The following is a 12,396-nucleotide window of genomic DNA, read 5'->3' on the forward strand; positions in this document are numbered from 1 at the left end:
GCCGGGCCCTGTAGGACGCCCCTTGGCCGGGCCGACCGAGCACGGCAAGCGCGGGGGCGACGGCCGGCCACGCAGGCCCGCGGGCACCGCCGCGGCGCATGGGCTCAGGGCTCGGGATCGCCCTGGAAGGCGCGTGCGCGGCAGGTCAGCACCAGCGTGTCGCGCCAGCCCGGCTCGCCCTCGGTCAGGGGCTGGATGGGGGTGGACTCGTGGATCACGCGCGCGTCGTCCAGCAGCATCAGCGCCCAGGGCTGGTCCATGGTGAAGCGCTCGCCGCGCCGGCCCTCGAAGACCCGCGTCTCGCCGCCCTTGATGTTGTGGCGCCCGACCAGCGCCACGGCCACCAGGTCCACGCCGTCGCGGTGCGCGCCTTCGGGCGTGGGCCGGCCGATGCCGCCTTCGGTGTCGATGCGGAACTGGTGCGCCTCGATGTACCAGCGCTGCTCGCCGCGCAGCGCGCTGGCCGCGCCGGCCAGGCGCAGCAGCAGCGCGCGCCACACGGGCAGTGCCACGGTCGCCGCTTCCATCGGCGCGAACCAGCGCTGCATGCCGCCGTGCAGCGCGTTGTATTCCACCGGCTGCCAGTGCGCCCGGTGCGGGGCGGCGATCAGCGCGCCGCCTTCGGCGATGAAGCAGGCATGCCGGCGCTGGCGGTAGCGGCCGCCGTCCTTGAGGTATTCGTCGGGCGGCAGCTCGTCCCAGTCGGCGCGCAGGGCGTCCAGCTCGTCCAGCGGGCGCTGCAGCCAGTCGGCCGTGCCCTTGGGGCTGAGCACGGCATAGCCCTGCTGCCTGAGCGCGGGGCCCAGTTCCTCGGGCGGCGTGTAGGGGGGGCTGAAGACTTCGTGCGCCATCTCAGGGGTGCCCGGCCGCCCGAAGGCACTGAGGCGCCACCGCGGGAGGCAGCGGACCGCGCGAAGCGGGAGAGCGTGGGATCAACATCTCAGCCCTCCACCACCTGCACGCCCTTCCAGAAGGCCACGCGGTCGCGCACCATCTCGGCTTCGGGCTTGGGATCGGCGTAGTACCAGACGGCATCGGCGTTCAGTTCACCGTCCACCAGCAGCGAGTAGTAGTTCGCCGTGCCCTTCCACGGGCAGGTGGTGCGGTGGTTGCTGAAGCTCACGTAGTCGCGGTTCAGCGAACTCGCGGGAAAGTAGTGGTTGCCTTCGACGAGCACGGTGTCGTCGCTCTGGGCGATGGTCACGCCCTTCCAGATGGCTTTCATGCAGGACCTCATGAGGAAACAAGGGCCCGCCGCGGCCGTGCTGCCCCCGGCAGGTCCGGCGCGCGCGGCCCTGCGCGGCAATCCGTGCGAGGCCCGACAAGGCCCGCCACGGACCGGCTATTGTGCAGCCGGCAGCCAGTGCACGCTGAACAGGCGGTCCGCGTCGGTCCACACCGGGCCGATGCCGAAGCCCGCGCGCAGCGCCAGCGCGCGCAGCCCCTCGACGCTGAACTTGTGCGAGTTCTCGGTGTGCAGCGTCTCGCCCTCCTCGAAGCGCCAGGCCACGCCGCCCAGGTGCACGGTCTGCGCGCGCAGGCTCTGCAGGTGCATCTCGATGCGCTGCAGCGGCGCGTTGTAGAAGGCCGCATGCGCGAAGCCGTCGATGTCGAAGTCGCAGCCCAGTTCGGTGTTGGCCCGCACCAGCAGGTTGCGGTTGAAGGCCGCGGTGACGCCCTGGCTGTCGTTGTAGGCGGCGTGCAGCACGGCCGGGTCCTTGACCAGGTCCACGCCCAGCAGCAGCCCGCCGCCGCGCAGCAGCTGCGCCGCGCGCGACAGGAACGAAAAAGCCTCGGCCTCGTCGAAATTGCCCAGCGTGGAGCCGGGAAAGAAACCCACGCGCCTTGCGCCGGGCGCCGGCTGCGGCAGCGCGAAGGGCTGCGTGTAGTCCGCCACCACCGGGTGCACCGACAGGCCCGGGCGCTCTTCGCGCAACTGCCGCGCCGCCTCGGCCAGGTGTTCACCCGAGATGTCGATGGGCAGGTAGCCGCGCGGCGCCTGCAGCGCATCGAGCAGCCACCGCACCTTGTGCAGCGAGCCCGCGCCGAACTCCACGATCTCGGCGCCCGGCCCGATGTGCCGGGCGATCTCGCCGGCCCGCTCGCGCAGGATGCCTGCCTCGGTGCGCGTCGGGTAGTACTCCGGCAGCGTGCAGATGCGGTCGAACAGCCGTGAACCCGCCGCGTCGTAGAAATACTTGGGCGAGATGCGGCGCGGCCGGGCGTCGAGCGCGGCGACCAGGTCGCGCGCAAAGGCACGGCGGGCCTCCTCCTGCTCCCCGGCGCCCTCGAAAAAGGGCGCTTGCAAGGCCAGGTGTGCGGACATCAGGGCTCCTTGGCGAGCCGCAGCCCGCTGAACTGCCAGCGCGCGGCCGGCGGGAAGAAATTGCGATAGCTGGGCCGGCTGTGGCCTGGCGGCGTCGCCAGGCTGCCGCCGCGCAGCACCATCTGGCCGACCATGAACTTGCCGTTGTATTCGGCCGCCAGGCCCGGCAGCGGGCGAAAGCCCGGGTAAGGCGCGTAGGCCGAGCGGGTCCATTGCCAGGCCTGGTCGTCGCGTTCGGCAAAGCCGGGCAAGGTGCACGCGGCCTCCCATTCGAACTCGGTCGGCAGGCGGGCGCCGGCCCATTCGGCATAGGCGGCCGCCTCGTAGAAACTCAATGGCATGACAGGCGCCTCGGGCCGCAGCGGGCGCAAGCCGTCGAGGCCGAAGACCTGCCACCCCGCCGCGCCGCCGATGCCATGCATCTCCAGCCGGGGATCGTCCGGCGCCAGCCAATAGGCCGGATGGCGCCAGCCCTGCGCCTGCACCATCGCCCAGCCATCGGAGAGCCACAACTCGGGCCGCTGGTAGCCGCCGTCGGCGACGAACTGCGCATATTCCCCGCAGTTCACGAGCCGGTCGGCGATGGCGAAGGGCTGCAGCAGCACCGGGTGGCGCGGGCCTTCGTTGTCGAAGGCGAAACCGGTGCCGTCATGGCCCACTTCCACCACGCCGCCCGGGTGCGCAAGCCACTGCGGCGCTGCGGCCTGCGTGGCCACGCGCAGCGCCGGCGCGGCCGGTGCGCGATAAGCGGGCAGCAACGGATTGCACGAAAAGGCATGCAGGATGTCGGTAAGCAGCAGTTCCTGGTGCTGCTCCTCGTGATGCAGGCCCAGGGTGAGCAGCGGCTCGACGGCCGCCAGCTTCGGGCCGTCGGCCCCTTCCAGAAAGGCCTGCATGCCTTCGTCCACGTGCGTGCGCCAGGCCATCACTTCGGCCAGCGAGGGCCGGCTGAGCAGCCCGCGCTGCGCGCGCGGATGACGCGGGCCCAGCGCCTCGTAATAGGAGTTGAAGAGGTAGTGCCAGTGCCGGTTGAACAGCGCGTAGCCCGAGGCCTCCCGCGCCAGCAGCAAGGCCTCGAAGAACCACGTGGTGTGCGCCAGGTGCCACTTGGTCGGGCTGGCATCGGGCATGGACTGCAGGCCCTGGTCTTCTTCCGACAGCGGCGCCGCCAGTGCGAGGCTGCGTGCACGCACGGCGCGGCAGCGGGACAGCAGCGGGGCCATCGGCACCTGGGCTTCAGGCAAGGAGGTGGCGGCGGAGCTGGCGAGGGGCGTGGGCGGCGGCACAACCGCGGTTGTAGGCAAGGCCGGGGGCGCGCCGCGTAGGACGAAAGCCCGGCCACCTTTTCTTACGCAGACCGCCCCGGCTCGGCCCAGGACATGCGCACCGTGAACCGGGTCGCTGACCATAATGGGCCATGCCCCATGCGAGCCCTGCCCCTTCGACCGCGGCCTTCGCCGCCCCGCCCAACGCCGCGACCCGCCCGCGCGTGCTCATCGTGGGCTGCGGCTTCGGCGGCCTGGAGGCGGCCCGCGCCCTGGCGGGCGAGAACGTGGACGTCACGGTGGTCGAAAAGACCAACCACCACCTCTTCCAGCCGCTGCTCTACCAGGTGGCCACGGCCGGGCTGGCGGCCCCGTCGATCGCCGCGCCCGTGCGCATGCTGTTTCGCCGCCAGTCGAACGTGACCACGCTGCTCGGCGAGGTGACGCAGATCGATGCCGCGGCCCGGCGCGTGACGCTGGCCGACGGCGAAAGCCTGCCTTACGACCACCTCATCGTGGCGGCCGGCGCCACGCACAGCTACTTCGGCCATGAGGACTGGGCGCCCCATGCGCCGGGTCTCAAGACGCTGGCCGACGCCTTCGAGATCCGCCGCCGCGTGCTGCTGGCCTTCGAAGCGGCCGAGCGCGAGCATGACCCGGCGCGCCGGGCCGCGCTGCTGACCTTCGTGGTCATCGGCGCCGGGCCCACGGGCGTGGAAATGGCCGGCACGCTGGCCGAGATCGCGCGCCACACGCTCACGGGCGAGTTCCGCCGCATCCGCCCGGCCGATGCGCAGGTGCTGCTGGTGGAAGGCGGCGCCCGTGTGCTGCAGGCCATGCCCGAGGCCCTGAGCGAGCGGGCCCGCGAGCAACTGGAGGCGCTGGGCGTGCGCGTGCGGCTGAACGCGCGCGTGACCCGCATCGACGGCCACGGCCTGGAAATCGCGCTGGACGCCGACACGCCGCAGGCGCGCACCGAGTTCATCGAGAGCCGCTGCGTGACCTGGGCCGCGGGCGTCGCCGCCTCCCCGCTCGGCCGCCTGGTGGCCCAGGCCACCGGGGCCGAATGCGACCGCGCCGGCCGCGTGAAAGTGGAGCCGGACCTGAGCCTGGCCGGCCATCCGGAGATCAGCGTGGTCGGCGACCTGGCCGCGGCCTTCAGCCACGCGCCGGGCCAGCCGCCGCGGCCCGTGCCCGGCGTGTCGCCGGGCGCCAAGCAGATGGGCCGGTGCGCCGCGGCCAACGTGCTGCTGCGCCTGTCCAAACTGCCCACGCGGCCCTTCCGCTACAAGGACTGGGGCAACCTCGCCACCATCGGGCGCCATTCGGCCGTGGCCGACGTGCCCACGCCTTTCGGGCCGCTGCGCTTCTCAGGCTACCCGGCGTGGCTCTTCTGGCTCTTCGTGCACATCTTCTTCCTGATCGGCTTCCGCAACCGGATGATCGTGCTCACCGATTGGGCCAGCGCCTACTGGACCTTCCGCCGCCATGCGCGCGTGGTGCATGACGTGGAGGCGCCGCGCCCGCCCCTGGACGCACTGTCCGAATAGCCGGCCGACGCACGCCCGCGCGGCCCACGGCTCAGCCGCGCTCCAGGCGACGGTCGCCGCCAAAGGGGTAATGGCGCACCTTCTCGGAGGCGGCCGCCGGCTCCTCGACCGGTTCGTCGTGCCAGGGCATGGGGCGCGAGCCGTAGATCTCGCGCTCCAGCCGCGCCACGCGTTCCGCGTACATCTGGGCCAGCGCGCCATGGTGCTCTGCCGCAGCCTGGTGCTCGACGCGCGCCATGTTGGCCTCGTGGAGCATGGTTTGCGCACGCTTGAGGTATGCGTTGGGATCGGGCTTGAAGATGTGGTCGAACATGGCAACCTCCTGAACGGGTGGGAATGCAGCCAGTCTGGAATCGCGCGAAGGATGCGCGTGTAGGCGCGCAACACCTTGTGCAAGAAGGACTTGCAGATATTTCACGCTTTGCGCAACTGCTGAACGCCCTCGGCCCCGCGAGCGCTGTGGTTCACGCAGGCCCGGTGGGGCGACTGCAGGCTGCAGGCGCGGGGTTCCCTTTATCCCGCAGTGGCCGGAGAAGGTCGGTCCTGCGTCGTCTCACCGCAGCAGGCCGGGCGGCGGATGCACGCCCGTGGCCGGCTCGGCTATCGACGGTGGAAGGCCAGCGACCACTGCGTGCGCACCTCATGCCGCGCATGCCCGTCCTTGTCGTGGAAGGACCGCAGCACCCGCAGCGTGCTGGCCTGGCCGCAGACGCAGATGTCGCCGATGATGTCGAAAGCGCCCATCTCACTCATGCACGTGCCCCGCCTGCGGCACGATGGTGGGCGCGCAACGACTCATACAACTGCGCTGGTCCCAGCAAGGCGTCCTGCAAGCCATCGCGCACGCGTACCGAATTCAGTGCCTGAGAACCCATCGAGCCATAGGCCTCCAGCGTGTCCATGATGGCGTCCACCAGCGCCGTCTTCAGGTCCGGCGAATTGGCGAACTGCTCCTTGCTGTTGCTCACCGCCTGCTGCACCAGCGTCTCGTTTTCCAGCAACTTGCCCTTGAGCACGCCGTTCACATAGACCAACTGGTCGCCTTCGCTCAGATCGCCTTCGAACAGGCCGTTGACCTTTTCGATGATCTCGGCCAGATAGGCCTGCTCCTTCTCCTGCACACTGCCGCTGCCCACGCCGTCCATCGGCGCCAGCTTGTAGCTGCCGTTGGCGTTGAGCCCCATCGGTTGGCGGCCCCGGTCTTTCAGCGTGTGGTGCGTCAACACCACCTTGCTCAGGTCGACGGTATCGCGCTCGCGGCCGAATTCCAGCAGCGGCAGCAGGCGCCGGAAGAAGATGAAGCGCTTTTCGATGGCCGTGTTGCCATAGTCGAAGATCTGAGCCAGAAAGGCGTACAGCCGCTGGTAGGCGCCCACGTCACTCTTGAACAACAGCAGGGCGTCCAGTGTGTCCTTGGCCGCCTGCGCCGCCTTCGCATCCCCCGCATCGTCAGCGGCCTGTTTCGCCGCCTGCGCCGCCTTGTAGGTCTTCAACAGCCGGTCAGCCACGGGCGCGATGGCCGCGTCCAGCGCCTTCTGCGTGCCTGCGCCGCCCAGTTCCACCGTGGCCACCCGCTCCACCTCGAACTCGTCGTAGTGCCCGCTCGCGTCCAGCTTGGCGCGCAGGTCGTACACCAGATTCGGGTCGGTCGTGCTCTCCAGCTCCGCCGTCTCGTGGTAGGTCTTGAAGGCCTGGAGGATTTCCGCCGGTTCGTTCACGAAATCCAGCACGTAGGTCGTGTCTTTGCCCGGATGCGCCCGGTTCAGGCGGGACAAGGTCTGCACCGCCTGGATGCCGCCGAGTTGCTTGTCCACGTACATGCCGCACAGCAGCGGCTGGTCGAAGCCGGTCTGGAACTTGTTGGCCACCAGCAGCAGGTGATGCTCGGGCTCCTTGAACACCTCGCGAATGTCACGCCCCTTCAAACCCGGATTGAGTTGCGCGCTCGTCTCGGTCACGGCTTCCGGGTAGCTGTCTTCGTCCAGCACCTCGCCCGAAAAGGCGACCAGCACGCCCAAGGGGTAGCCCTTTCGCTCGATGTAGGCGCGGATCGCCTTCTGCCAGCGCACCGCCTCCTTGCGGCTGCCCACCACCACCATCGCCTTGGCCTGGCCTTGCAGCAAGGGCTGCACGTTCTCGCGGTAGTGCTCCACCACCACCTGAACCTTGCTGGCGATGTTGTACGGATGCAGCCGCACCCACTGCATCAGGCCCTTCATGGCCGTGCTGCGCTCGACCTGCTGGTCCGTCCATTCCTGGCCCTCATGCGCCAGCTTGAAGGCCATCTGATAGCTGGTGTAGTTCTTCAGCACATCGAGGATGAAGCCCTCCTCGATGGCCTGCCGCATCGAGTACACATGGAACGGCTGCGGCAGACCATCCGCGCCGGGCCGCCCGAACAGTTCCAGCGTTTTGGCCTTGGGGGTGGCCGTGAAGGCGATGTAGGTCAGCCCCTTCGATGCGCCCGCGCGCGCTTCCATCTGCGCGGCCAGCAGCACCTCGGTATCGACCTCGCCGCCGTCCTGAAGCTCCGCCCACTCCTTGGCACTGAGCAGTTGCTTGAGCTTGGAGGCCGCCTCGCCGGTCTGCGAGCTGTGCGCCTCGTCGGCGATCACCGCAAAGCGCTTGCCCTCCGCCGCCGCCAGCTTCTGCACAGCCTCCAACGCGAAGGGGAAGGTCTGAATCGTGCAAACGATGATCTTCTTGCCGGCCTTCAGCGCCTCGCTCAGCTGCGCGCTCTTGCTGCCGTGTTCGCCCGTGATGGTGGCCACCACGCCGGTGGTGCGCTCGAAGTCGAAGATCGCCTCCTGCAACTGCGCGTCCAGCACATTGCGGTCGCTCACCACCAGCACACTGTCGAACACCTTGCGGTGCTGCGCGTCGTGCAGGTCGGCCAGAAAGTGCGCCGTCCAGGCGATGGAGTTGGTCTTGCCCGAGCCGGCCGAATGCTGGATCAAATAGCGCTGGCCCGCGCCCTGCGCCAGCACATCGGCGACCAGTCGGCGTGTCGCGTCCAACTGGTGGTAGCGCGGGAAGATCAGCGCCTTCGGGCGCTTCTTGTCGTCGCGCTTGCCGATCAGGTAGCGGTGCAGGATGTCCAGCCAGCTTTCGCGCGACCACACCTCTTCCCACAGGTAGGCCGTGGCGAAACCCTGCGGGTTGGGCGCATTGCCCGCGCCACCCGCGTTGCCCCGATTGAAGGGCAGAAAGTAGGTGGTCGCGCCCTCCAGCCGCGTGCTCATCATCACCTCGCGCTGGCTCACGGCAAAGTGCACCAGCGCCCCGCCAGGAAAGGCCAACAGAGGCTCCGGCACACCGCCCTTGGGGTGCGGCGGCCGGTCCAGCCGGTACTGGTCCACCGCGTCCTGCACGCCCTGCGTGAACTCGGACTTCAGCTCCGCGGTCGCCACCGCCACCCCATTGAGGAACAGCACCAGGTCCAGTTCGTCCTTCGGCCGGTTGGGCGAATGGGCCACCTGCTGCACCACGCGCAGCCGGTTGGCCGCGTAGCGCGCCTGCGTCTCCGGGTTGATCGCCAGCGCCGGCTTGAACTGCGCCAACATCAGCGGCTCCTTCAAGCCCAGCATCTCCACGCCCCGGCGCAGCACGTCCAGCGTGCCGCGCTCGTTCAGGCTCTTGCGCACCCGCTCGGCCAGCGCCTGTTGCAGCGCCGGGCCATGCGTGGCGCTCAGCTTGTCACAGGCCTGCGGTTGAGTGGCCTGCAGCCAGGCCAGCAGGTCGGGCATGAACAGGCCGTTCGCGCGGTCGAACAGCGCCGCGTCGCCCTCGGCATGCAGCCAGCCGTGGGCGGCCAGGTGGGCGCAGATCTCGCGCTCGAAGTGGTGTTCCTGGTGCAGGTTGCTCATGGGCTCAGGTTCCTCAGGCGCGCCATCAACAGGCCCGCACGTTCCGGTTCGGCAATCAGGCCGGGCAGCACGTTGGCGAAATCCGCGTGCGCCAGCAGTCGGGCAAAGGCTGCGGCCACCGCCTCTTTCAGTTCGCGCGGCGCGGCGGCCACTTCATCAGCCAGTTCCTCACGGCCATCGACGATGTTGAGCACATCCTCCAGGTCATGGCTGCTCAAAAAGTCGCCACCGCCTCGGCTGGCAAAGGCCTCCAGCTTCGTGGCCACAAAGGCCGCCGCACTGACCAGCCGGATCGTGACGCCCTCACCCAGATCGACCCGCTCCGCCGTCTCCACGGCATAGGGATACCAGCGGTTGGAGAAGCCCAGCACTTCAGGCTGCACCGGCATCAGGTCGAACAACAGGCCCGAGGGCTTGTGTACCCACCGGCAGATCACTTCGCTGCTGGCGTCGCGCACAAAGCCGCGCTGCGCCACCTGCTCCTCGATGCGGTGAAAGGCCAGCCCATCCGCATTCACCACCGCATCCACGTCGCGCGTGGCTCGCACGCTTTCGGCCAACGGGTCGGTCACCAGCAGGCCGGCCACGGCGCCGCCCACAAACACCACCTGCTCACGCAGTTCACCCAGCGCCTCGGCAATGCGCCTCAGATGCGGCAAGTTGGGGTCATTCGCGCGCATCGGCACCTTCCGGCTCGGCGGCCTCGTCGCTCAGGGCCGCCTGCAAGAGCTGGGCGGCCAGCGCACGCTCGCGGGCCCGGCCGGTGCGCAATGCGTCCAGCAGCGCCAGTAGGCGGTGCAAGGCCGGGTCGGTCAGTGCCGCCTGCGGCGCCGTGCGGTACAGCGGTGACAGCGTCGGCCCCTTGGCAGGGCCCGCCGGGTGTGCCCACACGGGCGCCTCACCCGGCGCCACCGTCACCTTCCCGGCCAACGGCTCGACACCGAAAGAGGTGGGCACGCCGCGCTTTGCCGGCCCCTGCGTGGCGGGCCAGATGTAGCGCACGCCGTGCAGCATGAATTCCAGCAGATTGGGCCGCACCGGCGACCACTCGCCGCGCGCGGGCGCCACCGCCAAGCCGCTGGCCACGGCGCGCCGCACGCAGGCATGCACCTCCGACGCGCTCATGGCCAGCGCCTCACCCAGCGCGGCATAGGTCCAGCGCTGCGGCGGATGGGCCGCCACCTTCAGCAGCACCAGCAAGTCTTGGGGCTTGAGCTCCATGGGGGGTCATATTCGGTATTCGCGAATTGCGAATATCACCGATGTCACCACGCTTGGCAAGCGATATGCGGCCTGAACAGACGGGCCTCAGCCTGTCCATCCAGCGTGACGGCAATGTGCCGCAGCCAGCCAGGGGACGCCCTGGGGGCGCAGCGCTCGCGCTCGAAGTCGTGTTCCTGGAGCAGCTTTGTCAAAGCTCGCCCTCCGGGCCGGACGCTCCACGCAACCACTCAGAAGGTGTGAATGAATCCCGCGTGGCCGAGCAGACCGTCCAGGGGTGCGCCATCGAGGCGCAAAGCGCAGCCATAGCTCGGGCTATGGCGAGCATTTGCAACGATGAGGGCGTGCACCTGGGCGGGATGAGCGGGCATGTGGGGTTCGTTCACACCTTCTCAGGCAAGTCGCGCTCGCTGGACAGCACGCGCCACACATCCACGTGGTCGTTGTGTTCGACATAGAAAGCAAGGTGCGGGTAGCGCGACAGCGGCCAGAAGCGAAGGCCTGGAAGATTCAGTTCGTGTGCATAGCGCGGCGAACCGGTGGCCGGATGTCGGCCGATGTGACCATAGGCATGCTCCAGCGCGTCGATGAAGCCCAGCGCTGCCGCCGGCGCGCCTTGCTCCAGATACCAGCTCAGCGCCTCCTCCACGTCGCGCAGGGCGGCCTGACGCGGAATGACCGGCTTGGCCTTCACCGGGTCGCGCGCCCGCCTTTGCCCGCGGTGCCGACGCGGGCACGCAAACCCTCGAAGTAGTCGGCCGTTGCAGGCTCGCCCGGCCGCGACCCGGCGCCGGCCAGCAACAGCTCCCGCAGCCGTACCCGATCCTGATCGCGGCGAATCAGTTCACGCACGTACTCGCTGCTGGTGCCAAAACCGCGCTCCCCCACCTGCGCATCCACAAAGGCCTTGAGGTGGTCGGGCAGGGAAATGTTCATGGTGCTCATGGCGCCAGTCTGCGGGGAATGGCAAAAATTGGCAAGAACTTCGGCGCGCAGAGGTGCCATCATGCACCCGCCTTGACCCCCAAGGCGACCAGGCTCATTCACTGTTCGCGATCCACGACCGCATACATCAGCCCACGCCGCCGACCCCCTGCCGCTTGACCGCGTCCAGCGTCTGCCCGGCTGCGTTCTTCCATTCCTGCCAGCCATTGGCCGTGCGGCCCAGCAGCGCCACCGCCGCCGTGCTGGGCGAGCGAAACAGATGGTCGCGGGTGAACACCACGGTGTCGCCCTCCACCTTCATCACGCCGTCGGCAATCAGTCGTTCACGGAAGGCCCCGTCGCTGGTGTTCTGGATGGAGGGCACATTGGCCCGGCGGCCGACCGAGCCGGCCTGCACCTCAAGACCCTCATCGGTGAACACGCCCCGCCCCTCGGCGCCACCGGCCTTGCAGAAGAACAGGTCAGCGGCGCCTGTTGGGGCGGCGGTGCTGCCCTGACCCGAATGCGCCGCCATCGGTGACGACAGCAGCGGGTAGCCCAGCGTGTTCAGCAGGATCTCGCCTGTCTCGAACACTTCGCGGCAGTCGGCCTCCATGGGCGCAGGCGTGTAGGGCCGGCTGCCTGCATTGCCATTGAGCACGGCAAAGCGCCCCAACCGGCGCGCGGTGTCGATGCTCAGCCATTCCAGGTACAGCGCATGGGTCTGTGTGAGCGACTGCGTGCGTGACAGCAGCACCACGGCGCGCTGCCAGAAGTCCTTCTTGCTCGCGTGTTCGGCCAACCGCGTGCGCAGGTCGCCAGTCTGGCCGATGTAGACCTGCGGCAGGCTGCCATCGTCGGGCAATGCCAGCAAGAAATACACGCCCACCTGCTGGCTCTCGGGCATCTTGAAGAAGGACTGCAAGCCATTGAGCGGCACGTCGACCACCTGCACGATGCGCGTGGTCATCTCGGCCACGCGGATGCCTGCGGGCTCACCGGTGGGCAGGAAGACCTGGATGGTTTTTGGGCTGACGGGACTCATGCAGGCTCCTTCGCAGAAACGACACCGCGCACGTCGATCTGGCCGGTGACGGCGGCGGCGATGAGGGCGGAGCGGCGCTCGCGCAGCAAGCCAATGGCGTGCTCGGCGCTGGCGCGCAATGCATCAATCTTGGCGGTGGCCTTGACGAGTGCGGCTGTGATTGTTGATTCATTTCCAAAGCTGGGCCATTTCGGGACGC

At 69.0% G+C, this 12,396-nt stretch carries 14 protein-coding genes; 1 reads left to right on the forward strand and 13 read right to left on the reverse strand.

All coding sequences use genetic code 11. The annotated features are described in order from the left end of the window. Positions 1 to 104: 104 nt before the first annotated feature. The 4 genes from LG388_RS22465 to egtB form a co-directional block, all read right to left on the reverse strand. Positions 105 to 851, reverse strand: a complete 747-nt coding sequence (locus tag LG388_RS22465; protein WP_225784786.1) for a 2OG-Fe dioxygenase family protein — start codon at positions 849 to 851, stop codon at positions 105 to 107. Positions 852 to 940: 89 nt separating this feature from the next. After that, positions 941 to 1,225, reverse strand: coding sequence for a DUF427 domain-containing protein (locus LG388_RS22470; RefSeq protein ID WP_225784787.1), 285 nt, complete (start codon positions 1,223 to 1,225; stop codon positions 941 to 943). Positions 1,226 to 1,342: 117 nt separating this feature from the next. Then, positions 1,343 to 2,326: an L-histidine N(alpha)-methyltransferase gene (gene egtD / locus LG388_RS22475; RefSeq protein ID WP_225784788.1), complete on the reverse strand. Its 984-nt coding sequence runs from the start codon at positions 2,324 to 2,326 to the stop codon at positions 1,343 to 1,345. Beyond that, positions 2,326 to 3,549 carry an ergothioneine biosynthesis protein EgtB gene (gene egtB, locus LG388_RS22480; protein WP_225785173.1) on the reverse strand — a complete coding sequence of 408 codons (1,224 nt, stop codon included), beginning with the start codon at positions 3,547 to 3,549 and terminating at the stop codon, positions 2,326 to 2,328. The genes egtD and egtB overlap by 1 nt, the downstream gene beginning before the upstream one ends. A 194-nt stretch (positions 3,550 to 3,743) precedes the next feature. Between egtB and LG388_RS22485 the strand changes: the two genes are divergently transcribed. Continuing rightward, positions 3,744 to 5,141 carry an NAD(P)/FAD-dependent oxidoreductase gene (locus LG388_RS22485; protein ID WP_225784789.1) on the forward strand — a complete coding sequence of 466 codons (1,398 nt, stop codon included), beginning with the start codon at positions 3,744 to 3,746 and terminating at the stop codon, positions 5,139 to 5,141. 31 nt (positions 5,142 to 5,172) lie between these two features. Here LG388_RS22485 and LG388_RS22490 read toward each other — a convergent pair whose 3' ends face one another. The 9 genes from LG388_RS22490 to LG388_RS26735 form a co-directional block, all read right to left on the reverse strand. After that, entirely contained in the window at positions 5,173 to 5,454 is a 282-nt protein-coding gene (locus LG388_RS22490) for a hypothetical protein (protein WP_225784790.1), read from the reverse strand. A 287-nt stretch (positions 5,455 to 5,741) separates the two neighbouring features. Then, the gene (locus LG388_RS22495; protein ID WP_225784791.1) at positions 5,742 to 5,894 is read right to left on the reverse strand and encodes a hypothetical protein; all 153 of its coding nucleotides are present in this window, start codon (positions 5,892 to 5,894) and stop codon (positions 5,742 to 5,744) included. Then, entirely contained in the window at positions 5,891 to 9,007 is a 3,117-nt protein-coding gene (locus LG388_RS22500; RefSeq protein WP_225784792.1) for a type I restriction endonuclease subunit R, read from the reverse strand. The genes LG388_RS22495 and LG388_RS22500 overlap by 4 nt, the downstream gene beginning before the upstream one ends. Continuing rightward, the gene (locus tag LG388_RS22505) at positions 9,004 to 9,687 is read right to left on the reverse strand and encodes a hypothetical protein (protein ID WP_225784793.1); all 684 of its coding nucleotides are present in this window, start codon (positions 9,685 to 9,687) and stop codon (positions 9,004 to 9,006) included. The genes LG388_RS22500 and LG388_RS22505 overlap by 4 nt, the downstream gene beginning before the upstream one ends. Further along, positions 9,674 to 10,228: a hypothetical protein gene (locus tag LG388_RS22510; protein WP_225784794.1), complete on the reverse strand. Its 555-nt coding sequence runs from the start codon at positions 10,226 to 10,228 to the stop codon at positions 9,674 to 9,676. Before LG388_RS22510 ends, LG388_RS22505 begins: the two co-directional genes overlap by 14 nt. Before the next feature lie 382 nt (positions 10,229 to 10,610). Next, on the reverse strand, positions 10,611 to 10,922 hold the full coding sequence (locus tag LG388_RS22515; RefSeq protein WP_225784442.1) for a type II toxin-antitoxin system RelE/ParE family toxin: 312 nt from the start codon (positions 10,920 to 10,922) through the stop codon (positions 10,611 to 10,613). Beyond that, a complete protein-coding gene (locus LG388_RS22520; protein ID WP_225784443.1) occupies positions 10,919 to 11,173 on the reverse strand; it encodes a type II toxin-antitoxin system ParD family antitoxin in 255 nt (84 codons plus the stop codon). The genes LG388_RS22515 and LG388_RS22520 overlap by 4 nt, the downstream gene beginning before the upstream one ends. A gap of 127 nt (positions 11,174 to 11,300) precedes the next feature. Beyond that, entirely contained in the window at positions 11,301 to 12,197 is an 897-nt protein-coding gene (locus LG388_RS22525; RefSeq protein WP_225784444.1) for a GIY-YIG nuclease family protein, read from the reverse strand. After that, a complete protein-coding gene (locus LG388_RS26735; protein WP_255632200.1) occupies positions 12,194 to 12,316 on the reverse strand; it encodes a restriction endonuclease subunit S in 123 nt (40 codons plus the stop codon). Before LG388_RS26735 ends, LG388_RS22525 begins: the two co-directional genes overlap by 4 nt. Positions 12,317 to 12,396 lie beyond the last annotated feature (80 nt).

Origin of the sequence: Xenophilus sp. Marseille-Q4582 (assembly GCF_916700565.1) — a bacterium.
Lineage (GTDB): Bacteria > Pseudomonadota > Gammaproteobacteria > Burkholderiales > Burkholderiaceae_C > Xenophilus.